Source organism: Vibrio sp. SNU_ST1 (genome assembly GCF_030563405.1).
Lineage (GTDB): Bacteria > Pseudomonadota > Gammaproteobacteria > Enterobacterales > Vibrionaceae > Vibrio.
On the sequence record NZ_CP130749.1, the window covers coordinates 1495802 to 1521820 of the forward strand.

Sequence of the window (26019 nt, forward strand, 5' to 3'; positions counted from 1 at the left end):
ACAAGGTAAATACCATGAGCAAATTATTCGAAACAGCAGAACTCAAAGATCTAGAACTACAAAACCGCGTGGTTATGGCTCCCATGACACGCGCTCGTACAAGCCAACCTGGAAACGTGCCAAATGAAATGATGGCGACTTACTACCAACAACGAGCCAGTGCTGGGCTAATCATCACTGAAGCGACACAGATCTCAGATGACTCGCAAGGGTACTCATTCACACCCGGCGTCTACACCGATGCTCAAATCGAAGGTTGGAAATCAGTAACAACAGCAGCAAAAGAGCAAGGCGCAGCAATATTCTGCCAACTATGGCATGTGGGGCGCGTATCTCATCCAACCTTCCAAAAAGGTGAACGACCAATCGCGCCTTCCGCACTGGCTCCGGTAGAAACTCAGGTTTGGATTTCTGACGAGAATGGTAATGGCAACATGGTGGATTGCATTCAACCAAGAGAAATGACCCAAACTGATATCGATCGTGTGGTTCAAGATTTTGCTGAATCAGCAAAAAAAGCGGTCGAGGCAGGGTTCAATGGAGTCGAGATCCACGGCGGTAATGGCTACCTCATCGACCAGTTCCTAAGAACCAATTCGAACAAGCGCACCGACAACTACGGCGGTAGCCGCGAGAACCGACTTCGCTTTTTGATTGAAGTAGTAGATGCCGTCATTGATGCGATTGGTGCCGATAAGGTGGGTGTTCGTTTAGCTCCGTTCATCACCTTCAAAGACATGAACTGTCCAGACATCGTGCCAACGATTCTCGAAGCATCAAAGGCGCTGCAAGCACGTGATATCGCTTACCTGCATCTATCAGAAGCAGACTGGGATGACGCACCGGTTATCCCTGAAAGCTTCCGAGTGGAACTAAGAGAACTGTTTTCCAACACTATCATTGTTGCTGGCAGCTACACACCAGAACGCGCCGAAGAAGTGCTAAATAAAGGCTACGCCGACCTTGTCGCATTTGGTCGCCCATTCGTAGCTAACCCAGATCTCGTTTCACGCCTACAAAACGGCAACGAACTATCCGATCTTGATGGCGCCACTCTGTTCGGCGGCAACGAAAAAGGCTATATCGATTACCCAGCGTTGTAGTGGATTTTGAAGTGCTAACAATGCCTTAAGTTTTCCTTCAGGCAAAAGAAAGGCTCGCGTGACTAGTGCGAGCCTTATGCAGTTTAGGGGGTAAACCACAATCTGATATTAATTTGGGTAATTATTTAACTTATGAGCCAGTATGCACCTGTGCGCATTGATGTACTATTTTTATATGATTCATCGCGATAAATCAATCGATAAAAGTTAGAGTTTGGTCAATTTAAACCATACAGATTGAAATGATTTAGCGATCTACATCTCGAAAATCATCATAAAACCCATAAAAATCAGATCTATAGGCTTCTCATTTGCCAGTAGCCTTCACCATTGGTCGAGAGTTGGCAGTGTAAATAATCAAGCGTATCTGCGACTATTCCTGAAATGCCTTGTGGTGGATTGAATAACAACAAACCACTGCCGATTAGGCGATCATCCCCTTTCGGGTCTCGAAGGCGAAGCTCCGACTTAATTGGACTTGGCAGCAAACCATCTTTTACTGCAGTAACACAGTGATTCAGAATCAGTGAGCTCTTGTCATCCGTGTAAAGCGGGTACCAAATCAGTGCAGATACCTTTTCTGATTGTTGATACGCTTTAACCAAGGCATCAATCACTGCGAGATATTCAGAATCGGTTTCATAGGGAGGATCGATAACAATCAGGTGATGATTATCGTGTTTTGCTACGTCGTCAGGCAACGCTTTAAGCCCATCACCCGCGGTAATAGTCAGCTTGCTTGAGACATCAAGGTCACGTTGTAACTTCTCAATGTTAGTTTGCAGTAAATCAGCTTCATCTTGCTGAATATCTGAAAAATAGAAGCTATCTTGGCTACGGCCTTGTTGATATGTAATGGCTGCAGAACCCGGATACAGAGAGATAAATTGATTCGGATTGTAGTATTCCAGCACCGACATAAAAGACGTGAATGACTCTGGAAGATAAGCCTTGTTTCGCCACAAGTACCCGACCCCTTCAGCAAACTCACCCGCATGATTGCTTGGCGCTGTGGTGAGGTCATAACACCCTGTGCCTGAATGCGTGTCGATAACATTGAGGCGAGAGTGTTGCTGCATTAATGATTTAACTAGTGCACTCAATACTGGATGCTTGAGTGCATCACCGTGGTCGCCTACATGACATTGATGTCGATATTCCATTCCCTTGCCTCATCTCTACTAACGTCATATAAACATACTTCATATAATGGGGGCTTGCATGCTCAATCCATTGTTTTTTGAAATAGCCTCTCTTTTAACTAACTGACTGACTCTTATAAAAAATAAAGCCCTTCGTCTTGCTACAAACGAAAGGCTTTGCTGAACTCATTCGTTAGTCAATGAGGACTATGGCTGAGCGCTATCTAATTAGAGGACTTAAGCAATCAGGAAACTAAGGATAGTCACCCTCAACTTCGACTACTGGTTTCACCTGATAGTGACAAGGCTGCAATCCAAGTAACTTAGGTAGGGTGATGCCTACTGAAATGGAGGACCACGTACCGCTGACAATACCCACAACGAGTGCAATTGCGAAACCTTGCAGTGCCGCACCACCAAGTAGCCAAAGCGCAGATACGGTGATCAGCGTCGTTCCTGAAGTCACCATGGTGCGTGAGAAGGTCGCTTTAACCGATTCGTTAAGCAGGTTGTCAGTATCACCGTTTGGATTGCCACGAAGCATTTCACGCACACGGTCGGCAATGATGATCGAGTCATTCAATGAATAACCGAGAATCGCTAACACGGCCGCCAATACGGTTAGATTGAACTCAAACTGAGTAAAGGCGAACAAACCTAAGATAAGCGTCACGTCGTAAATGATTGCAGCAAGAGCACCAAGTGCCAAACGCCATTCAAATCGTACACTCAGGTACAGCATGATCATTAGGAAACACACCAATACCGCCAAGCCACCTTGGTCAACCATATCTTGACCCACCTGAGGGCCAACCACGCTGCTGTTCAGCACTTTTACTTGGTCACTCACAGATGACAAAGCATCCACTAGATTTGGTTGCGGTGCGTCTGTCAGTTGGCTGTAACGAATCGTCCAGCGATCTTGTTCTGCCATACCAACCACTTGTACGTCTTGTTGGAAAGCCGTATCAAGTTTGGTTTTTAACGCATCTTTGGTTACTTGATCAGAGAGTTGAACTTCAGCAACAACACCGCCAGTAAAGTCCAAGCCCCAGTTAAAACCTTTCACCGCCACCAGCATCACAGAGCTCATGAACAGCACAATAGAAATCACAGACATCACCTTACGAAGGCGAGTCATGTTTTTATCTGAAAGGTAGCGGTCTGAAATAGTCATATTTGAAATACTCATGCTTAAATCCTTACGTCGTGGCGTTGGTCACGCCCCCAAACCAAATTGATGATCGCTCGTGAAGCAAAAATGCCCGTAAACATACTGGTTAGAAGACCTAAGCCCAATGTCAGAGCGAAGCCCTGAATCGGTCCATTACCAATGGTATAAAGAGCCACAGCAACGATCATGGTGGTGACGTTAGCATCGAAAATAGAAGAGAACGCACTGTCAAAACCACGGTCGATGGAGCTAGCAAAGCTGCGGCCTTCTTTCATCTTGTCTCGAATACGTTCGAAGATAAGCACGTTAGTATCCACCGCCATACCGACGGTCAGTACCAAGCCTGCAATACCTGGCAGAGTTAATACCGCACCCGGTAACAGCGCAATCAGACCAAACAATGTGGTCATGTTGACGATTAATGCGCCATTCGCGACCCAACCAAGGCGTCGGTACCATAGGGCCATAAACGTTAAAGTCAGACCAAGGCCAAGCGCCAGAGCAGCAAAGCCGTTAGTTACGTTTTCAGCCCCCAAAGACGGACCAATGGTACGCTCTTCAATGATGGTCACTGGCGCAGTCAATGAACCCGCACGCAGCAGTAACGCAAGCTCTTGTGCTTCAGCCAAACTGCCAGCACCAGTAATTCTGAAGCGGCTGCCCAGTTGAGACTGGATGTTTGCCACACTGATCACTTCACTGTCTTGCTTGCTGTTGCCCGCTCTATCACGACTGTACTCGCTGTACACAGTTGCCATTGGCTTACCGATGTTGTGACGTGAGAACTCAGACATTTTCTTACCACCAGAAGAATCTAGGGTAATGTTTACTTCTGCGCTGCCCATCTCACCAATGCCACTACGAGCATCGATAATATGTTCACCGCTCAGTACTGCTTTACGAGCGACAACGACACGGTTGCCATCTGTATCTTTTAGCGTTTGAGTATTGCGAGTTGCGTTGTCGTAGACCGAATAGAATGCAAGCGAAGCCGTAGCACCAATCACGTCTTTCGCAGCAGCAGGGTCTTGAACACCCGGAAGTTCAATACGAATACGGCTTTCACCTTGGCGTTGAATCGATGCTTCTGTGATGCCTAATTCTTCAATACGGCTGCGCATGATTTGCAGGTTTTGTTGAACTGTTAGGTTGCGTAACGTTCTTTGCTCTTCTTCAGACTGAGTTAACGTCAGTGACTTATCTGAACGATCACGTAGCCAATGTGGGAACTCTTCACGAATCAGCTTTTGTGCTTTTTCGAAATCAGCGTCGGTACGGAAATCAAACTGAACTTGGTTGTTGACCACTTTACCGCGGGCATAACGCACTTCGCTGGTGATCTCGTCGACCATCGCTTGAGCTTGTGCGTGATAAACCGGCTCCATATCCACTTCTAATAAGAACTGCACACCACCACGTAAATCAAGACCTAACTGAATCGGTGCAAAACCCATGTTAGTCAGCCATTTTGGTGCTGCTGGCTCCATAGCAAGAGCAACCGTCGCGTTGTCGAGGAAGCGCTCATTAAGCACTTCTTTGGCTTTCGCTTGTTGCTCAGCGTCTTCTAAGATCACCACTAAACGTTTGTCTTTTTGAAAGGCTGATTTGGCTTGAATGCCTTCGCTAGCAAGATATTGCGTCACTTGAGTGGCGTCGATCGTCTGCTCAGAGCGATTACTGATTTGAACCGAGGCATTCTCGCCATACCAAGAAGGTAAGGCACTTAGAATCATGATGATGATGGTGGCGATAAGCACCACGTATTTCCACTTTGAGTAGTGGTTAATTTGTTTTCTTGGAATGCGTTTTTTCACAGTCAAGATCTCTTCTTTTTACCAATCACCGTAAACACGTGCTCAAAAATAGCGCCGGGAAAAAGCAGTGATCGAGCGTTTTAACCAGCTAGAATGGCCAGTTATTTACTGCGATTGGTATAACTAATGTTTTGCGAACACGAACGACAACTAGTCACAACCAAAACAAGCTGATTGAGTCATAGTGAAGCTAATAATTGTGTGTCGCTATATTGGGTTAATTGGCGAGTTCAATGAGCGCGAGGCGATCATCGATACGACCAATTTAAGGTCAAACGATTAGCTAAGAAGTTCTCGGAAATGCGAGTATTGAATGTTGCCCTCTTTCCACCCAGAAAGCCGGGAGGACGGAGAACTCACAATACTGGTCCAGTGCTGCTTAGAATCCAACAACGGTGTATTGAAAAGCAGAGAGGCCAGTAATGAAGGGGGAGAGAAGTCGATCAGTAGATGATAAGCAGGCTCAAGATCCGCCACGCTTTCTTGCTCGTTACTGAGCATACGTCTGAAGTTTGCAGCTTGGAGGCTCGACTCGGTGTCATGATAGTTGGAACTATCACCAGAAGGATCGGTGCCAAACTGAGCTTTGTTGCACTCTAAGTAGCTTGACGGGTTATCCGTAGCGGCTTGTTTACACTGTTTTTTCGCGGAAGATTGTTCATTCTGTGAAGATTGCTCTTGAGCCGAGTATATTTGGAATGGCTTAGAAGGAAACGAATAGCCGTTAGAATTCACTAAGCCAAAGCTCAGTAAAAATAACATTAAGACTAATCGAGTACCTAGTTTAAGCAATTAACAAGAATCCTGAATGGTAGAAACAGCGACAATATATAACAGCTATGAAAGTTACAATTGATTTAAAATCACAACTGCGCATATTTGACACTGCGCTGACAATAGCTCACCTCGTCACACTGTGTTCATGCATCCACTATCGTCAGAAAACAAAAAGCCAAGCAATGACTGCTTGGCTTTGATTTGGTCGCGAGAACAGCGATTTAAGCTATCGTTTTCACGTTCTACACTGAGCCTAGGCTTTAGGCTTTAGGCTTTAGGCTTTAGGCTTTAGGACGCAGGATGTTCTTAACCTTACGGCTGTTCTCGCCAAAAATACGCTGTATTAGATCATTCATATCTTCAGTGGATATCGATCTCGCCACGCGCTCAACTTGAGACAAGGCTTCGATATCGTAACCATGAAGTAGATAACGAGACACATACCACGCTTGGTCAATAGAGCTCATCTCGAGAGGCGTAAAGTCAGCTTCAAACTGTTTCACAACCGCTCGCATTTCCTCTTCAGAAACGCCTTGTAAAAGGTCTGTAATCACCTTATCAATTGCCACTTCCACTTTATCAACGTTATCTGGCGCTATCATCGCACCGATAACCCACTCGTTACTCAACTCACTATCTGCTGACGCTGAGAATGTATAAGGCGAGTAATCTAAGCTCAACTCTTCACGAATATAGCTATCTAAGCGAGTCGCTAACAAACGTTCCAGTATGCTTTCCATGAAGATATCTTTTGACGTAATGACTTTTTCAATCGTGGTTACAGTACTAGGTTCAGCAATGACTCTTAAGACGTACTCCGCGCTATTCACGTTGTTGATCGCTAAATCAATGCGTGGTTCTGATGGTTGCTTGTAAGCCACCTTAAAGTCAGGAACTAGAGCTTTTTCCAATGGAATAGAAGCCAAATATTGCTGAACCAAAGGCTTCAATACGCTAGGATCAATATCACCAACGATCACCAATTGATTATGCCTCATTTGACCAAACAGTTGCTGATGAAGGTGGCTGATATCTTCCACAGAAACCACTTCAACACGGTCTTTATTAACAAAGAGGTGACGGCTTTCTTGACGATAAATATTTTGGTTTATTGCACGTTCAAACTGGCCAACAGGACTGCTCAAGAACGATTCTTGACCTTGTACAAACTCCTGCTTCACAGCTTCTAGCTGCTCGGGATTTATTTTAGGCGCGGTTATGAAAGTATAAAGCGCAGCAAACGTATCTTTTAGCCCATCTTTTTTGATATTAAATTCAACACCATGACGAGTATTGCCTATAAAAGAATCGGCTTGAATATTTTCACGGTCAAAGTACGCTTGAAGTTCAGAACCGGTCAAATCACCCACACCACTTCGAGCAAAAGTAGGCAATGCAACCTCAACCGCTGGGTATAAGCTTGGATCCAAAGCAGCCTTTCCACCCAAACTCATGTACATCACGCCAACATCATCATTCGCCAGTGAGTCACGTAAGTACCACATATCAATGCCATTACTTAACGTCCATTTTTGAATGTATGGGTCGACAGATATTTGTTCAACCAGCACAATATCGCCTTGAGAACTCGGTACCGCAAAAGCACTGCCCGCCGCTGCAACCAACGGCGCGGTGCCCATTTCGCTATAAGTGGCTTTCAAGCTATCTAACGAGTTATTGATTGCGGCTCTATTTTCAGCCTTATTCATACCAATGATCATGAAATAATCACCAGAAAGTATGCTTTTTATGTTGTCATTAATAGCTTCAAGACTGAAGTTGGAAATGAAATCTCCCATACTGGCCTGATAATCTTTCTGTGATTGAACGATTCGACCGGTCACTAAAGCACTTGCTTTATTGTTCGCATGGTCGACACCGTCTTCTTTATCCCAGTCATCCTCAATATTATCGAGTAAGTTTTGGTAGTAGTGCTGCTCACCGACGATCTCCGCTTTCGACACACCGTAATCACGCAATGATGCCAACGTCGAGAGCATCTTTTGCTGAGTCACTTCACGGCTTCCAACAGGGAATCCAATACTTGTTGATGAATAAAGCAGAGCACCCATTTCAAGACTGTCTGACGCTATCCATTGAGTAGGCAAAGCCGCATCATTAAATACCGCTTCAAGTCGTTGTTGAATCAATAACTGGGAGGTTTCATCCAACCAACGTTGGTGCTGTTGATCGTGAGTTTCAATGATGTTTGAGCCTCGGTTAAACGTCAGTGAAATACTTGGGGCTTCTCTCTTCGTATACTCAACATAGTCACCTTCGTTGAAAGTGGTGACTTTCTGTTTCACTGGTTTGGGCGTTTCACCACGCTGCCAACTAGAAAACTTCGCTTCGATTAATGGGATCACGGTTTCGATATCCACATCACCTGAAACAACAAGCTCTACGATTTGTGGTTGATACCAAGTCTGGTAAAAATTGGTTAGGGTTTGAGAAGTGGCATTTACAACCGATTCTTTAGTTCCCAATGCGTCTTGAGATTCATACGGTCCACCTTCAATAAAGTGGTCATAAAACACTTCTGGGAATGATTTATCATCAAGGCGAGCCATACGAAACTCCCCAAGAACCACACCTTTTTCTTTTTCAACTTCTGAACTGGCGAGATCCAATCCATCACCGATGTCTCGCATCCACGTTAGGGCAGGCTGTAATTGTACGCTATCGGGTAAATCTAGCTGATATACCGTCTCTTCATAAGAGGTGTAGGCATTAATATCAGCCCCAAAACTAGCACCTGCATCTTCAAATAGTCGAATCACATCGTTTTGCGAGAAGTTCTTACTGCCATTAAATGCCATGTGTTCGACAAAATGCGCATAACCTTCTTGTTGATGAGTTTCTTGAATAGAGCCTGCATGTACGACTAAACGAACAGAAACTGGCGCTTCATGATCAGGGTAAACATGATAGGTAAAACCATTCTCTAGCTGGCCTGAAGTCCAAGCAGGGTCCGGTTGGATGAAGGTGTCAGTCGTTTTTGATGTTGAACTACAGCCAACCAAGGTAAGGCATATTGCCGTCGCTAAATAATATGTTTTCATAACAACCTCTTAATGTCATTCATCGACAATATACAGATTGAGTTAACGATTATTATTTAATATTGAACCGAATGAGTATCTTTGTGATCTGGATCTTTATTTTATAAATTACCACCAGTTATATAAGATGCGAATTGCGAGCATTTAAAAGTCAGTACCTAGTTTAAAAGTCACTAACTAATCTAAAAGTGACAAGCTTAAAAGTAACGAATTTAAAAAAGTAACAAGTTTAGAAGACTAGCTCCAACCTAACGAAAAAGCCAAATGACGGTGCATTTGGCTTAGGTTCGACATCATATATTCAGGGTGAAAGCGACTTTTCTGAAAAGTCACTTTACTCAATCACCTTAACTTTGTGGCCTTAACAAATTCTTCAACTGGTAGCTGTTATCTCCAAAAATTTCTTTAGCATACTCAGTCATATCTTCACTAGAAATTGAATCTGTCGTTCCCTGTAAGTCAAACAGTGCCTCAACACCATAGTCATGAATCAAGTAACGTGAAATAAACCAAGCTTGTTGAGTGGGCTTATATTGAAGTGGCGTGAGGTCGGCCACTAGCTGTTTAGCTGCCGTTCGAGTCTCTTCTTCAGAGATCCCTTTGACAGCTTCAGCAATAACTTTATCAATCGCCTGTTCTATCTTATCTGAGTTCTCAGGCGCAGCTAAAGAGCCGACCAACCAGTCATAACTTGGCTCACTGTCTTGAGATACCGAATACACAAAAGGCGCATAATCCAAACCTAATTCTTCGCGAACATAAGCCGTTAGGCGGCTCGACAATACACGCTGAAGCATATCGTCCATAAACACATCCTTTGCTGTTTTCTCTCGAGCTTGCTGAGAAATAATACGCAATAAGTACTGGCTGCTGTCTTCATTATTGATGGATATATCGATTCGTTCTTTCGAATCAGTGCTATAGGCAACTTGATAATCAGGAGACACAACGGCTTCCAACGGCAATGAAGCAACATATTGGCGTACGAGAGGCTTAATTTCAGATGGCTTAATATCAGCAACGATGACAAGCGTATTGTCTCTTAACTTCTGAAAGAGTTGGTGCTGAACGTCAAGTATATCTTGAGATGTCACGGCTTCAATATCTTCACTTTCCAGCATGATATGACGACTACTATCTTGATAGCTATTTTGGTTAACCATCTGAATAAACTGACCCACGGGTGTTTCTAGATAAGCCGTGCGATCTTGTGCAAATTCAGATTTCACAGCCTCAAGCTGATCGCTGTCGATTTTAGGTTCGGTCACAATGGTATACAGTGCAGCCAAGCCTTCTGCGAGCGTCTTTTTCTTAGTGCTTATTTCCAGCCCATGATGAGTAAAGTTGATGAAGGGATAAATTTGGATGTCTTTGCGTTTCAAATGGGTATTTAATTCCGATCCACTGAATTTACCAACACCACTACGGATCGATGCTGAAATCGCCACCTCTGACGCAGGAAATAGAGAAGAATCTAGTGCTGCTTTTCCACCTTCACTCGCATAATAAACACCAACATTATTACCCACCTCAGGGTTTCGTAAATACCAAACCTCGATACCATTGCTCAATGTCCATTGCTGTAAGTTAGGATCCTCACTCACCTGAATTTGTTTCACAATTTCGCCTTGAGATTCTGGCACGCTAAACGCAGAACTTGCGGTAACGAGCAGTGGTTTGTTACCCGTATTTTTATAGGCTTTTCTGACATCTTTTAGCTCGTTATCCATTGCTAGCATGTCTTCCTTAGAAGATAAACCTAACCCCAAAATGTAAGGGCTAGAAAGCAAATCATCTAAGTTATCATTCACAGCCTCGAGATCCGTATTCGCAAGAAACGTTTTCAAGCTCGACTTATAATCAAGCTGTGATTGAACGGGTTGATCAATGACCAATGCTGTTGATTTGCCGTCAGCATGAACCACGGCATCCATTTGATCCCAGTTTACTTGAATGTCGTCAAGGTTCGCTTGGTATTGCTGAAGCACACTCGCCAACTCATATTCACTTACGCCATAATCACGCAAAGAGGCGAGAGTAGAAACAAACTGCTGCTGACTTTGCTCTCGGCTACCAACAGGAAAACCGACCGTAGTAATAGAATACCTTTGGTACTCTAATAAGTAGGGTGTTGAAGCAACCCACTGCACGGGCAATGCTGCGTCAACAAAATCAGAATTCAACCTTTGTTGGATAAGTTGTTGAGCAATATCATCTAACCAAAGCTGATGTTGTTGCTCATGGCTCTGTGTCACTCTTTCCCCACGATCAATGACTATCCCGATGCTCGGTGGCTCGACCCCAGATCCATACGCCACAAAATCTTGAGTGTTATAATCCACTGACGTGTTCTTCACGGGAACCGGTGTTGTGCCTCTTTGCCAATCAGAGAAAGTTTCTTCAATCAAAGGGATCACTTCTGCCAGAGTAATATCACCAGAGATAATCACTTCAGTTAACTGAGGTTGATACCAAGTTTGGTAATAGTTCTTTAATTCTTGAACATTCGCATTAGAAACGGATTTTTTATTGCCGATGGGATCGTTACTTTGGTAAGTCGTCCCTTCAACCAGATGATCGTAGAACTTAAACGAGAGGGGCTTATCTTCAACTCGCGTGTATCGAAATTCCCCAAGTATCACACCTTTCTCTTTTTCAATTTCAGCTTCGGACAGCAATAAACCATCGCCAATGTCTCTAAACCAAGCCAGCGCTTTATCTAGGTTCTTATTGTCGGGCAGATCTAATTTATAGAGGGTTTCTTGATAAGAGGTGTAAGCATTTAAGTCTGCACCAAAGCTGGCACCAGATTGCTCAAATAGCTCGACCACCTCATTTCCCGAAAAGTTCTTGCTGCCATTAAACGCCATATGTTCAACAAAGTGGGCGTACCCTTTCTGTTGTTCGCTCTCTTGCAAAGATCCGGCATGCACTAGTAAGCGTACCGAGACAGGTTGTTCTTGGTCAGGGTAGACATGGTAGGTTAATCCGTTATCTAACTCTCCTTTGACCCAGTATGGATCGGATTTCAATAACGTTTGTTGCTGAGGAGTAGAGCTGCAACCTAGCAATGTGGAGCTCAATACGACGACTAAATAGTATGCTTTCATAACGATCTCTTTGAAGGGCTTTCCTCCAATATATCCGATCGCAAAAGCATAATAATTTCATATAAATTCAGTTATTTAAATTTTGAGAGACAACCTAAACATGCGCGAAACTGTTAACTTTATAAATTACATAAGCTGATCGTCATGGGTTGTAGAGCGGGGTATCAGGTCCTCTTAAATTCGTTTATCTCTTTAAGCTGATTTATTGGATTCCTTTAAACAGGTTTCTCACATCCCTTTAAACAGAACTTGCGAGGCACGGCTGATCGGCAGCTTCTCGCCCGACACATAAGCCGACATCTGACCTGAGAGCCCTTTCTTCACCTTATCAATGGCCGACACTTTCACCACCACCGAGCGGTGAATCTGCCAAAATTCATCGGGGTTAAGCTGGGTGATAAGCTCTTTTAGCGATACGCGAAGAATAAACTCCTCTAGCGAACCGCCTTGGCCTTTTTTGAATATCGACACGTATTTGTCTTCCGCTTTGAAGTAAGCAACATCATCGACGGCGATTAGGTGAATGTCTTCTCCAACACTGGCTTTGAGCCACGTTAGATGCTTCTTCTGCTGTTGATAAAGGGGCTGCGCTTGCTGAGAAGTCGATTGTGATAACTGCTGAATCTGAGCCATTAACGCCGTGATATCAGGTTGCTCTGGCGTAATACCTGATTGCGACAGACGCGCTTGAACCTTCTGACATGTAGCGAGTAGACGCTCTTCGTTGATTGGTTTCAGCAGGTAATCCATCGCATTGTGCTCAAAGGCTTTGACCGCGTATTCGTCATAAGCCGTAATGAACACCACCAAGGGTGGTGAATTTAACTTGTTCAATTGTTTCGCCAGCGAGATTCCATCCAGCTCAGGCATACGAATATCGAGAAAGACCACATCAGGTTTAAGCTGCTGAATACTCTGCATCGCCTCTAAACCATTTTGTGCCTTGCTGACGATTTCTAGCTCCGGCCAAACCTCAGCCAAACTCTTGTCGAGATGGTGCCTTAACAGTGCTTCATCGTCTGCGATAATAGCTGTTACGCTCGGCTGTATTGCTGGGTTGTTCATGGTTAATCCTTTAAATTCACACTGTAAATCGTCTATTTTTCGTCACTGTTCTGTGCTTTCTGGTGTGTAGTTCTAGACAACTGCGTCAGTCAGCGGTAACAAGATTGTCGAGACGACCCCACCTTCAGCAGGTTCAGTAATCGTTAGACTCGCCTTATCACCATAAAGGGTTTCGATTCGCTGACGAATATTGCTTAATCCAACACCGTGCCCCGTATTCGCAGAAGACGTTTTCAGCCCAGCGCCATTATCTGACACTTCAATTTTTAGTTGCTGAGCTTGCTGAGTAATGCGGATATTCACTTGGCCACCAGCCGCTTGAGGTTCGATACCGTGCGTGAGTGCATTCTCGACTAAGGGTTGAATCAAGAAGGGTGGAATCACCTGAAAATCACTAATCTCGTGTGTTTCAATCGAAAACGCTAAGCGCTCACCCAAGCGTATCTTCTGAATATTAAGATAAGCGTCTAGCAAGTCGACCTCTTGCGCGATGGTCGACTGCTCGGTACGGCTATTTTTCAAAGTGACACGCAACAAGTCAGTCAGTTTTTCAAGCATCAACTTAGCTTTGGCGCTGTCACTCTCAATCAATACATTGATGGTCGCAAGAGTGTTGAACAAGAAGTGCGGCTCAATTTGGCTTTGCAACTGTTTAAGCTGGCTTAATACCACCACCTTTTCTTGATCAGCCTGACGACGCTTGGCCACTTCCAATTCGTTATCGGCACGTAATTGCTGCTCTCGGGTATAGAAATAGTAATAGCAAACCGAACAGAAGATCACACCCAACAACACCACAGATTTAAGGTCAGAAATATTTGCCCCGAAATATCCGTTTAACCAGTAGTGCGCATTCAAGGTGCCAAAGGTCATCGCGATCACCATTGAGATACCGACTTCAAATACTCTGGATTCGGTTTTAAACAACTTAACCAAAATAAAAGAAGATCCCACAGCGCTATAGCCAAAACCAAAACTGATCGCCAGATTGACCATAAAATCACCGCCCCAAATCGTTTGTGTCGTGATAGCAATGACGAAACAAAACAGAGTGGTTAGCGTAAAGCTTTTAATCCATGAAGCCTGACGGTTTGAAAAAGTGTTCATTAAAATCGTCCTTTGATATTTAAAAGAATCATATGACTATCGGGTAAGTTGGCGTAAGCAGAATCACTTTTACCGCCTAGAAAGCGTGCAGCAAGTTCCAAATCCAACGATGAATTGCCATTATCTAAAGCCTTATAGTTGAGCCACTGAGTAGCAATAAAGCCACCGTCTTGTGGAGAGAACATGACATCGAATGTTGGCGTGATATCTTCAAGCCAGCCATGCGTCGAATCCAATGACCAGTGAAACATGATGTTATGTTGAACCCAATTGGCGTGTTGATAACCTTGAGCGTAAGAACCAGCCAGTGATGCTGTCATCGAATTGAGAGACAAAGATTCTGCATTTTCTATCGCACTTTGCCACTCAGAATCACTCCAAGCGCGGCTATCAAACCAGTATTCCAATACGACATTGTGGCCCGTGTCATTGGCCCATGTTAATCCTGCTAACGCTTGATAAGCCTCGCCCTGCTCTTCAAGATAAACCGGTTGATGCATTGAGTGGGGCTGGCTGTAACCAAGGCTTTGTCGCTGATAAATCACAGAGCCATGAAACTCCCAAGCGAGGTTCAATACCGACACCAAGCTAGCTCCAAGTAAGCCGTGGCGTACATCGTCGTAATAAGCGACCCATTGATATTCGTGATCGCCCACCAAGTTGTAACGACGCACTCCAAACCCTTGCTGCTGGTTCTGTTTTTCGAATTCATTCACATCTTGGGAAGTCCATGAAGAGTCGCTGTAAAGCAGTGTCCACTCACCCGTCATATCGAACAATGACGCCGAAGCTACACCCGCCCCCTCTTCTGCGACAATACCGACTGGGGTCTGGCGATAAGGCTTGATGATGTCTAACGGTCGATAGCCATAACCCACGCCCCAATCTAGGCGAACCTTGCCAAGAGTGACATCGAGGTAGTGATCACCGACTATAGAATTAGACAGCTCAACACCACCTTGCCAAAACAACTCACGCACAATGAATTCAGACTCAAAGCTCGCCTCTTGTCCTTGAGGGTTGTTGCTTAGAATATCGTTGGCTTTCACTGCGAACAGACCAAGCCAATTACCATATCCAACCTCTAGATCCAGCAAGCCATTGAATGACTGACGATTATCAGACGCTAAAGGGCTGAATGGCGACTCTCTCGACTCAACGGCTTCTGCACTCAGTTGCCAATCCCACGCTAGGCTCAGATCGCCCGCTTGAATCGTGTGACTCACGCAAGACAAAGCAATCAAAGTAGCAACTCGGGACTTGATGTGAGACTTGCAATCGAAAGCTTTCATGGCACCCACCTAAAGCCCAGACACGCTATTACGCGATAAGTAAGCAGGGTTGTAGTATTTATCTGCCAAGCTTTGCTCGCTCACTTCGCGGTACTCAATTACGGTTTTCTTACTTGGTTGAATCTTATCGAGCAAGGTCATCGACACCACTGTTGGTAATCCATCACGCACGCCTTCAGTAAACCAAGCTTGCTTGGCTAGCTTTCCTGAGCGCAGATACAGATCCGCTTTAACTGGAAACGCTCGGTCTGCCGTTAGCCACAGATCAATCGACTGGTAACTCGCCCCCTTGGTTTTCGCCGCGAGCTTTAAGTGATGGGTATCAAGCTGTTCACCACTCGGCATCTCAACTTGTTGCTCGGCAACCCACTCACCTTGGTAATCTTCGCTCCACGTCAGTGTAGAGATATCGCCAACCGAGGCTTCACCCAACAATTTTTGCATCGGTGTGATACGAATTGGTCGGCGCGATTTCGGCATCAGCAACCAATAATTATCCTCTATCATCAGCATCTTTTGACCTGCCTCAACAGCAGATTTAAAGACCACTAACGACTCTCGGTTTGGTCTTGTGTAGACGTTATACTCTCGGGTTTTATCCAGTTGCTCGTCTTGATATAGAGCAACTAATGAGACCACCTTAGACGCTTGGGCGCTGTTCAAGCGATAGCTGTCTGCCCTAGCAATCATCTCGGTAACTTGCTGTGAATCGACCGCCCAGCTCGGTGTTGATGCTAGAACCAAAGCCAAAACAGAGCCCAACGCGAAAGCCAAACCCAAGCTATTGAATGAACGAGTTAATTTACACATAAACCAGTGCCTCCGTGATTGGCTTATTCACGCCTTTGCGAGCAGAGAAATAAGCAGCCAGCAAACATATCGTCAGCACACCTAAGGTGGCATAACCAACTAATTCAAAAGAGAAGTAAATGTTGAGTGGGTAGCCCTCGGTTCGACCCGGAGGTGGTGGCATTTGCACATCAACCACCAGCAGTAACACCGACACCAAACCACTCACTAGCGCGCCTATTGCACTGCCAATCAGTGCCAGTAATCCTGCCTCTTTTAAGAAGCCTGCGACGATTTCAGAGGGGTAACTCCCGAGTGCCGACAAGGTGCCGATTTCACGAGTACGTTCTGTCACCGACATGGTCATGGTGTTAAACAAAGATACGAACACCACCAATGCCATAACAGCACCCATGATGCCGAAGATCCGGTCGTAAAGATCTTTAACCTTGGTGTAGAAAAACGCGCGATCTTGCCACGGAGTGATCTCGATCTCTGTGCCTTGATCGTTTTGGCTAGCGCTATTTCGATCTAAAGCAGTTTGAATACGCTGTTGAACCGTCGAGGTCTTGTTGGTTTCAAATAAGAACACCGACAAGGTACTGACTTTGTCTGAGGCCAAAAGCTCTTGAGCAGTGGTGATATGAATATACAGCTGACGCTTATCCAACTCAGGAACCCCAGTCGAATAGATACCCTGCACTTTAAAATCAAAAGCATTCAAAGCACCATCACTGGTGGTCGCGAGCAAGGTCACCCAATCGCCAACCGCAACTTTGAGGTTACGGGCAAGGTCGATTCCCAGCATCACTTGTGGCTCTTGGCTGTCGTATCTTAGCGACTTCACATCCGACAGGGTTTGTCCGCTGCGCACATCAAGGAAAGGACCTTTCATGTCGAACTCGCGCTCATTCACGCCCGTTCCCATAAAAATGGTCGATTTGCTGCCGTTAGAAACCAAACCACTAAAATAGATTCGCGGCTGTACACCACGCACATCACTATCGCCAATAATGCTCTTGGTTAGCGCTTGAACCTTGTCTAAACCATTGCTCAGCGGCATGTCTTCATCTTGTTCAAAGTATCCCGGCGTGCTCAAAGTAAGATGACCAGTATCTCGAGCGGTCGATTCTCTCAAAGATTCGTAGGTGTAAAGCCCATAACCACCGGCACTGGTGAGTGCAAATACCGCAATCGCGATGATCAACACCGACAACAAACTGCGTCGACCGTTTCTCAATAAATTAAGCCAAGCCAAACGCACCGAGGTTGGAAGTAAAAACGTGCTCATTCTTTGTGTTAACTTGCCCATGAGATCGCCTCCATAGTTGCGACTTGTGGAGCCAGTTGGCCGTCGATAAGTTCAATGACTCGATCGCAGCGCTGCGCCATTCTTGGGTCGTGCGTTGCGACGATAAAAGTCGTGCCCATTTCGTGGCCGAGCTCTTTCATAATGTCGATTACAAGGTTGGCGGTGTGACTGTCTAGGCTCGCGGTCGGCTCATCGGCAATCACCAAGCTTGGGTTGTGGATCAACGCTCTGGCTATCGCGACACGTTGTTGCTGACCTCCAGACAAGTTGTCTGGACGATGATGAACGTAATCTCCTAGCCCTACACGCTCCAGCATTTGCTGTGCTCTGGCCTGCTGTTCTTGCTTGGAACATTGGTTCAACATCAATGGGTAAGCGACGTTTTCAAGCGCCGTCATCACAGGAACAAGATTGAAGCGCTGAAAAACAAACCCCAGTGACTGACGACGAAAACGCGCAGCGGCGATCTGTTCTGTTGGGTACGGTTGACCATCAATATGTATCTCACCTTGATAGTCCATATCCAACAAGCCAAGGATATTCAAAAGTGTGCTTTTACCAGAACCTGATGGCCCACATAACGCCACCATTTCACCGCGTTGGATGTGTCCATCGACCCCGTTTAATGCATCAACACGTTGACCGCCAGCCACATACACTTTGCTGATACCTTTAAATTCAATCATTCCATTGTCCTCCGATTACCCATCATTCTTAAGCGTTCGCAGTTGTTGTTGAGCTTGAGTAAACCGCTATTTAGCATTCGCAACTGTTACTTGGCTTTCGCTATTAGGGCCTTCGCCGTCATAGTTTCGATGTTGCCAGCATCGGCAGTTTCCATTTGTTCTAGCCACGCTTGTGCTTGCTTAAGATCTTCAGCACGAATCGATGCAGTAATGGCGTAACGGTAAATCCACGAAGTCGCAGCGAAATGTTGTTGTTGGAAATCATCTTCCGCGAGTAACGAGAGGAACAAGTCATAACCACGGTCAAAGTGGTTAAACATGTCTGGCAGAGAGGTGTATGTAACGGCGGCCATTGCACGAGTCAGGTAAGAATCTGGCAGCCCTTGAATACGAGGTTGCTCATGAATCGGTTGATCTTCGCTTTTAAGCAGCACCAATGATTTATCAATGGTTGATAAGCCCTTTTCCACATACTTCATCTTGTTCCAAGGCAAGAACGCGTCACGCCCCATTAAGGTTTCTGTGCTTCCTAGATACACCAAAGTCAGTGGTGTCGCGCCATCTTGTTGCAGCGTGTCGTTAAGGCGTTCGTACGCCACCTCAACCAAGTCTTCATTGCCTTGCACCGCTTGGTTGTAGATATCGAGCACGTCTGAACTCGGGTTCGCCAAAGCTAATGACGGTGCAAACGAAACAAGCACAATCAGTAATGAACGCTTAAGCAGAGAAGTGGTAGAGCTTGAATTAAATGAGTGTGAAGTAGTCATGATTTCTAATCCCTTTCAAATGTTGACGTTGAAAGGTTAACTAGAATTTGTCATGCCGTTTTATCAATGCGACGAATGGTAATTACCAGGAGTGAATGGTTGAGCGAGGGTGTGAATGGTGGGAACGATAAACAAGAAGCAAGAACTTGTGTCCACCTGTAAACATGCCCAACTGAATAAACAAGGGCTAACGGTCTCTTTCTTAACCAACTATCGTAAGGCTATCGTATCTATGTGGACGCTGAAGCAGGTAAAAAGAGGCGCGTTATGCGCCTCCTTAAGTTACAACAAACTAACCTGAGTAAGCATGCGGTCCTGAGTATTTCCACAAAGGTTTCCAGTAAGACTCAAGTAAATCGTTAACAGGTTCACCTTCAATAAGGTAATTGACCTCGGCCAAATTACCAGGATAAAGGTTATCCGAACCGACGATACAAACCTCATCATCGACAATCATTACTTTTGAATGATTACCGGGAGCTGAATCAACAGCCCCATAAAAGAACCCACTCGCACTCACTGTCGTCCAAAATGGATGCCCAATCACTCCTTGCTCCGGTGGTCTCTCTGACAATGGCTGAGCCTTGAGTGTTGCTGTTTTTCCCTGCTCTGGAAGATTTGGCCATTTGTACGTATCGCCTTCAGTCGTCTTATCTTCCGGTACTTTATCGGTAAAAAAGAACGGCGCGATAAAGAGACGAGATAAAGCGTCCTGACGCTTACCATCACTGTCATCAAGGCGTTGATCGGTATCGGCATCGTGAGTCATGTAATACTCCATCAAACCAAATGTCCGTACCGCTCCCGATCCAAATGAGTATTGATCGCCTTCAGCCCCTGCGCCTGCATCTAAGGGCGATACAACGATCTGAACAGTTAGCCCTTCATTTTTCAGCAATGCTTCGATAATCCAATGACATACAACGTGATCTTTCCAGTTCTTTTTCCAAGCACTGATCACATCCTGCTGCGACATACGGATAACATTTTTCGCATTTAAAATTAGGCTCTTTTTCATGATTTCCGAGCCTATCTTAAAATCGGTATCTCGGTTAGGCCCTGTCCAATACTTACCGACCGTGAGTATACGGTCGGACTTTTTGTAGTCCTCTAGCTTATCGTATGAATGGTACACCTGACGCTCTTCAAAAACGTTAGCATCTAAGTCTGAGACTGAGCGCAAATCAAACTTTTCGATTTGATTAATTGAAGGCAACGGAGGTAAAGCTGGAGATTGAGGATCGACTCCAGGTTGAATACCGGTTTCATGGACCTCTAGAATACTATTCTGTTTTTCCTGTATGTAATCCTGAACATAACTAATCATAAGAGGATCATGTGGATAGTTGGGTTCGCTATCCCTGTTGTACCAAGTGAGGTCATCAGTATCTAATGATTCCTTAGTAAGCAGAAATGTATCCGCCGTCCATAGTTCGTTAAGGAACAGTTGAGAACCTAAACTGGCCGCACCGTGAACGACAACAGAAACATCATGGACAGGAGGATAGCTTCGGAAAAGATCCATATTCAGGTTATGGCCACCAACCAAAGACTCAACACCATCACAGGCTATGATTTTGGTGTGATTCCAAGTCATTTTTGTATCAGAATCAGAAATTAATGACTCCGGAAGAAATTTCTTCTGTGCTGACATCCAAGAACCGGTCGCTCTTTGGTAGAACCTGCCCACAACGAATTCAGGCATGATCTCCCAATATGCTGAGCGTGCTCTGATTAAGCGAACCAGAGCAGCTTTAAAGTCGATAAGGTTATCTGGCTCATTGATAGGGTAAAGTGGCGTCTGACCAAATATGAACCGGAACTGTGGTGATTCGTTTCGGCCCATAGGCTCCGTAAGTGCGGTATCTATTGCTCCCAGAATCGCTCTCGCCCAATCAGGATCTGGGCTGTTTAACGACGAGATATCACACCGATAACGAGTCTTCTGTACTACCTCAACAATTGCCCGCTCAAATTCTCCCTGACGTTCAATAGCACGAGGCATTATCTCTGGACCAAACGACATCCCCCATATACTGGGAGTATCAAGTAACCTGACATAGTTCATATCACTGTCATGGTAGAAAAGGTCGTTTTTTAATAGTTCTTCTTTGATTAACTCTATTTTACTCATCTTCACCTTAACCTGCTGTTTATAAACAGCTTGTCAATTTACAAGCGGATTTCGATTTAACTCTGCTATCGATTAATTTGGGGATCATAAAAACTTCCAGTCAACCCACCCTTTGTTGCTTCGCTCTGTAGTTACCGGATAAGCGAGTTTATATGGAGGATCGCCAACTACATCGTCCATATAATAGGTATCGTTCGGGTTACGCCCCCAAATTGATGAGATTCTTCGAACATACGGCCTTCCGGGAAGGGAGTTACTATTACGAGTTTCTCCTCCTCCCATAATGTCGAACTCACGATGGAAGGTATGAATTTCTTTTCTTAGCTCTGCAACACTTTTTTCAACAGCGCAAGGAACAGCAAAATCGGTTCCCCATTGGGTCAGGTAACCTCTAGCCATTTTGTAGATTAGCTCAGGGACAGGAGCAACCGTTGCGCTTACCTTATCAGCAGAATAATAACCATCACTGGTAGTATTCCCGGCTACAGTGCCGTGTCTGCCACGGCAGGCATAGAGCTCATAACCAACAGGTTGAGGTCTGTTACTATCTGGAGCAAGAGGATCGGCTTGTTGTACATCGTTTGCCATGCTTGCCCAGCCTGGATACCTTTTTATCCAGTCCCACCATGACTGACTGTGGATAGTGATATCGTTATTTTCGTTTCTCATTCTTCCATTTGGCCGAGGAACTAGGGCTTGGAAGGCATGATCTTGCACGTTTAGATTGTATGATTGATCCCAAGAATAAACACCTACGTAGTTAACGACGTTTGGAGGCAGTTGAGTAAGAATACTCCACCATGTGCCAGGCCCAGGAACCGGATCTATTGCGAAGATATTAACAGGCGTATTACGTGTTTTTTCGTCACCATATGCATATAAGAACCAAGCAGCCATGATAGCTTCACAGGCTCCCCGGCTATGCCCGATTAGGTTAAACACATCACCTTCACTTGCCGCAGCCAAGTTTGCTCCGTGCAGTGCTAACGCAGGCATAGTCCAACCCGCAAGGGACTCCTTATACTTGGTATACTGGTTTCCGCTAATATAGCTAGAAATATCAGACAGCAGTTCATCTGGCGCGTTAAGTGGGCCGTTGACCATCAGTGGTTCACTGGTATCTCTGGTATGAGCCCAGTCATTCTCACCAGCCCCCCTGACCGTCATTCCAACACCTTTCAGCTCATTGATGATTCTAACGGGAATATAACCTGTTGAAGGAAGGTAGATATTTTTATCACTTTCCTCACGGGATACTTCCCCTTCATCACGAGTGCAAGCTGTGCCAGAGAAAGATACTGTCATTACACCTGTTTTCTCAGCGAATGAGAATCTCGGAAGAGCCGGAACAGAGGTGCTTATAAGTAAACCTGAACCACCTATCAAGCCTGATTTAAGGAAATCTCGCCTTCTTATATTCATATGCCTTACTCCCAAAAGTACTCAAAAATATTTTACTGTTTTGGATCAAGTCCGAGCCTTGCTCTAGTCGAGACATTAACAGCAAGGGGATTATCTAAATGTAAGCAAATGTAATCAAGCGCAATGCACACGATTGCGCACGAAAAATTAATCTATGAAGAGAGTTATGAGTTAGGACAAAACGATTTATTCGGCCAATTTAAGCCAAGTAATACATCCAACTACACATATACCAGACAAAAAAATAGCCGCTCAATGGCGGCTATCTTGTCATGGTCTAAATTACTAAATCTAGATCAAGGGTGCTTAATTTCTAAAGAAAAGGCACACTTACATGACTCATTATTTGTCTAACTTAAAGAAGCTTAGTTCTGAATTGAGTTCTTTCGTTACTTCAACAACGCTTTGGTTTGCTTGAGCTGATTGATCAATGCCTTCAATATTTTGTTGAACCAGTACGTTCATATTTTCAAGCTGTGTCGATATATCTGTCGTAACTGCACTTTGCTCTTCTGATGCCGTCGCAACGATGGCATTCACTTCAGAAATACTTAAAACCTTTTCTGATATCGAATGAAAAGATTGAGCAAGCTCATCGGTGGTAGACTTTGTTAAGCGCATCAGTTCAACGTTTTTCACCATAGATTCATCCGCTTGCTTAGATTGGTCTTGTAACTGCGCAATGATCTCTTGAATATCGATAGTCGACTGCTGAGTTTTCCCAGCCAACGCTCTCACTTCATCAGCAACAACAGCAAAGCCTCTTCCTTGCTCACCGGCTCTAGCGGCTTCAATAGCGGCATTAAGCGCTAACAAGTTAGTTTGCTCAGAGATGTTCTTGATCACCTCAACAACACTGCTGATACGCTCTGAGTGCTCTCTAAGTAAATTAACGACCGTCTGAGTTTCTGATATTGATTGAGAAATCTCTTCTGTCGTGTCAGTTGAATTTTTCAGTGTTCCATGGCTTAGCTGAATAATGTCATTCGCTTCCATCGCTGACTGCTCAGCTCTTTGCGCGTTGTCTGCAACGTCTCTTGCTGTTGAAGATAACTCAGTAGCTGCCGTAGCGATTTGCTCTACCGATGATAATTCATTCAAAGAGTTGCTCTGGGATCTCTCTATCAGAGCTAAAGACTCTTCTTGCTTTTGGTTAATTGAATTCATGCTTACACCTGCCTGTGACAGGATATCATTCAATTTTGCAGACAGTTGAGACAAAGAATCTGAAATAGTGTCGAGCTCATTTCCACCCTCTTTCAACTTAACGTCTGATAAACGTCCATTCTCAAGGGCTTTAATCCAATTCACGATCAATGGTAAGTTTCTTAATTCCCTTTTCACTAGGAAATAAGATGAGCCAGAAGCCACGATAGAAGAGAAAAGAACCAGCCACCATGAGAAAGAAGAGTTGGACTCTAAAACTGAATCAGAATGGGCTAATTCTTCCTTAGCGACGTCCAATTGCAATGAGATCAATTCACCAAGAACGCCTCCCATATCATCAACAAGGAGATAAAGCTGAGTGATCATCTCAGAATCATCAATCATCATATTTCTATGTTTATCAAGAATTAGTGGTACTTCTCGCTCCACCTTGTCTATTTTAAGCTGAAGCTCTTTTGCCAACCCCTCTTCTTCTCGTGTTAACTGCGTTGCCAGATAATGAAGGAATAACTCATGAGCCTCTTTCATCGCAACAGAAACACCAGAATAAAAAGCCGTCTGCTCTATCATTCCCACATGGTATTTATTCGCCGCATCAATCACGCTTACCGCGTACAAATCCGAAATACTTTTCAAATCAGATAACGGAATGACTCGGTCCTCGTACACAGAGTGAAAACTGTCCATAACCTCATTTGAGGTAGCTTCGCTTTTTAAATTGCTTACAACTAAAAAGATAGAAAAGAACAGTGGAACTAGAAGAAGCTTTGTTGATATTGATTTCATATAACCCTGAAAAATAATGTATGAAAATTTACTAATAATGATAATTGTATCACGTTTTTTTATGATTTTATCATTGACTTATAACCCACCCACCTAAACAGACCAGTTCAAGCTGCGATCATTCCTCAACTATTTTGTAATGGAATAGCAACATAACTTGATCAATCAAACAATTCACCAGCATAGAGTGAAGCGAAATTGATACAGATCTCGCAGCACACGAACGGTGCTGATGGACTTTCAACCAAAACAAGCTTACAACCACTTACATTGTTGAAAAATATGTTATTTTTCTTTTTGATTAAAAACAAAAAATAGCCGCTAGTTAGCGGCTATTTTGTCAATACAGAACGAAGCTTCGACGACTTTTAGTATATCTACTTAACCTCATCTACTGCTCAAACTCTTTTATTTCTTAGTTTTTTCTACTTCTTAGTCTCTTCAACCACGGCTTTCATCAATACTGATGTATCCATGCGGCCTTGTCCTTGGGCAGACAGTGCCTTGTAGGCGTTGTTGGTCTTTTCCGTCAATGGAAGTTGGATTCCTTGACGCTCAGCTTCATCTAAGCAGAAGCCTAAGTCTTTGATCATCCAATCAATTGCAAAGCCGAAATCAAATTTATCTTGCGCCATTGTGGTCGCGCGGTTTTCCATCTGCCATGAGCCAGCAGCGCCATTTTTAAGGCAATCAACCAGAGTTTGTATATCCAAACCTGATTTCTCTGCAAGCACCAAGCCTTCGGAAAGGCCATTCAATACACCTGCAATGCAGATCTGATTAACCATTTTCGCACGTTGGCCTTGGCCGACTTTACCCATCAGAACCGACGACTTACCGTAAGCTTCGAACACAGGTTGAAGGTCATTGAATAGCGCTTGTTCACCGCCACACATAATAGTTAACACACCATTTTCTGCGCCCGCTTGGCCACCAGACACTGGCGCGTCCATAAAGCGAACACCAGCTTGCTTCGCTGCCACTTCAAGCTCTTCAGACAGCACAGCAGACGTTGTGGTGTGGTCGACAAGAATCGCGTTTGGCTTCATTGCTGCCAATGCGCCTGTTTCGCTGGTTGTCATACTACGTACGTCGTCATCATTACCTACACAAACCAATACCACGTCAGCTTCTGCTACACATTCAGCCACAGATTCTGCCGCTTTACCTTGGTGTTTATCAGCCCAGTCTAATGCTTTGCTGTGAGTGCGGTTAAATACCGTCACTTCAAAACCGGCTTTGACTAAGTGGCCTGCCATTGGAAAACCCATAACGCCTAGCCCGATAAAACTTACTTTCATTTCTTTCTC

The 26019-nt window shown here is 44.6% G+C and carries 18 protein-coding genes; 1 reads left to right on the top strand and 17 read right to left on the bottom strand.

The features are described from left to right. The first annotated feature begins 14 nt into the window (after positions 1-14). On the top strand, positions 15-1103 hold the full coding sequence (locus tag Q5H80_RS20885) for an alkene reductase (RefSeq protein ID WP_304570094.1): 1089 nt from the start codon (positions 15-17) through the stop codon (positions 1101-1103). Between the two features lie 296 nt (positions 1104-1399). On the opposite strand, the gene rlmJ is transcribed toward Q5H80_RS20885, so the two are convergent. From rlmJ to Q5H80_RS20970, 17 genes are all read right to left on the bottom strand, one after another. Continuing rightward, complete coding sequence (gene rlmJ / locus Q5H80_RS20890; protein ID WP_304570095.1) at positions 1400-2266, bottom strand: 23S rRNA (adenine(2030)-N(6))-methyltransferase RlmJ; 867 nt, start codon at positions 2264-2266, stop codon at positions 1400-1402. Positions 2267-2498: 232 nt separating this feature from the next. Next, entirely contained in the window at positions 2499-3437 is a 939-nt protein-coding gene (gene secF / locus Q5H80_RS20895; protein WP_304570096.1) for a protein translocase subunit SecF, read from the bottom strand. 2 nt (positions 3438-3439) lie between these two features. After that, complete coding sequence (secD, locus tag Q5H80_RS20900; RefSeq protein ID WP_304570097.1) at positions 3440-5239, bottom strand: protein translocase subunit SecD; 1800 nt, start codon at positions 5237-5239, stop codon at positions 3440-3442. Positions 5240-5512: 273 nt separating this feature from the next. Further along, the gene (locus Q5H80_RS20905) at positions 5513-5995 is read right to left on the bottom strand and encodes a hypothetical protein (protein ID WP_304570098.1); all 483 of its coding nucleotides are present in this window, start codon (positions 5993-5995) and stop codon (positions 5513-5515) included. Between the two features lie 296 nt (positions 5996-6291). Then, complete coding sequence (locus Q5H80_RS20910; protein WP_304570099.1) at positions 6292-9072, bottom strand: insulinase family protein; 2781 nt, start codon at positions 9070-9072, stop codon at positions 6292-6294. Between the two features lie 347 nt (positions 9073-9419). Further along, positions 9420-12182 carry a pitrilysin family protein gene (locus tag Q5H80_RS20915; RefSeq protein ID WP_304570100.1) on the bottom strand — a complete coding sequence of 921 codons (2763 nt, stop codon included), beginning with the start codon at positions 12180-12182 and terminating at the stop codon, positions 9420-9422. Positions 12183-12410: 228 nt separating this feature from the next. Further along, the gene (locus tag Q5H80_RS20920) at positions 12411-13247 is read right to left on the bottom strand and encodes a LytTR family DNA-binding domain-containing protein (RefSeq protein ID WP_304570101.1); all 837 of its coding nucleotides are present in this window, start codon (positions 13245-13247) and stop codon (positions 12411-12413) included. Between the two features lie 72 nt (positions 13248-13319). Then, the gene (locus tag Q5H80_RS20925; RefSeq protein ID WP_304570102.1) at positions 13320-14354 is read right to left on the bottom strand and encodes a sensor histidine kinase; all 1035 of its coding nucleotides are present in this window, start codon (positions 14352-14354) and stop codon (positions 13320-13322) included. Next, entirely contained in the window at positions 14354-15646 is a 1293-nt protein-coding gene (locus Q5H80_RS20930; RefSeq protein ID WP_304570103.1) for a hypothetical protein, read from the bottom strand. The genes Q5H80_RS20925 and Q5H80_RS20930 overlap by 1 nt, the downstream gene beginning before the upstream one ends. A 9-nt stretch (positions 15647-15655) precedes the next feature. Beyond that, the gene (locus tag Q5H80_RS20935) at positions 15656-16456 is read right to left on the bottom strand and encodes an outer membrane lipoprotein-sorting protein (protein ID WP_304570104.1); all 801 of its coding nucleotides are present in this window, start codon (positions 16454-16456) and stop codon (positions 15656-15658) included. Further along, a complete protein-coding gene (locus Q5H80_RS20940; protein WP_304570105.1) occupies positions 16449-17747 on the bottom strand; it encodes an FtsX-like permease family protein in 1299 nt (432 codons plus the stop codon). Before Q5H80_RS20940 ends, Q5H80_RS20935 begins: the two co-directional genes overlap by 8 nt. Further along, positions 17735-18433 carry an ABC transporter ATP-binding protein gene (locus tag Q5H80_RS20945; RefSeq protein ID WP_304570106.1) on the bottom strand — a complete coding sequence of 233 codons (699 nt, stop codon included), beginning with the start codon at positions 18431-18433 and terminating at the stop codon, positions 17735-17737. Before Q5H80_RS20945 ends, Q5H80_RS20940 begins: the two co-directional genes overlap by 13 nt. An 86-nt stretch (positions 18434-18519) precedes the next feature. After that, positions 18520-19200, bottom strand: coding sequence for a hypothetical protein (locus Q5H80_RS20950; RefSeq protein WP_304570107.1), 681 nt, complete (start codon positions 19198-19200; stop codon positions 18520-18522). A gap of 292 nt (positions 19201-19492) precedes the next feature. Next, positions 19493-21268, bottom strand: coding sequence for a phospholipase (locus Q5H80_RS20955; protein ID WP_304570108.1), 1776 nt, complete (start codon positions 21266-21268; stop codon positions 19493-19495). 150 nt (positions 21269-21418) lie between these two features. Then, positions 21419-22756, bottom strand: a complete 1338-nt coding sequence (locus tag Q5H80_RS20960) for a Tat pathway signal protein (protein WP_304570109.1) — start codon at positions 22754-22756, stop codon at positions 21419-21421. Between the two features lie 342 nt (positions 22757-23098). Further along, positions 23099-24709, bottom strand: coding sequence for a methyl-accepting chemotaxis protein (locus tag Q5H80_RS20965; RefSeq protein WP_304570110.1), 1611 nt, complete (start codon positions 24707-24709; stop codon positions 23099-23101). Positions 24710-25134: 425 nt separating this feature from the next. After that, positions 25135-26010: an NAD(P)-dependent oxidoreductase gene (locus Q5H80_RS20970; protein WP_304570111.1), complete on the bottom strand. Its 876-nt coding sequence runs from the start codon at positions 26008-26010 to the stop codon at positions 25135-25137. Positions 26011-26019 lie beyond the last annotated feature (9 nt).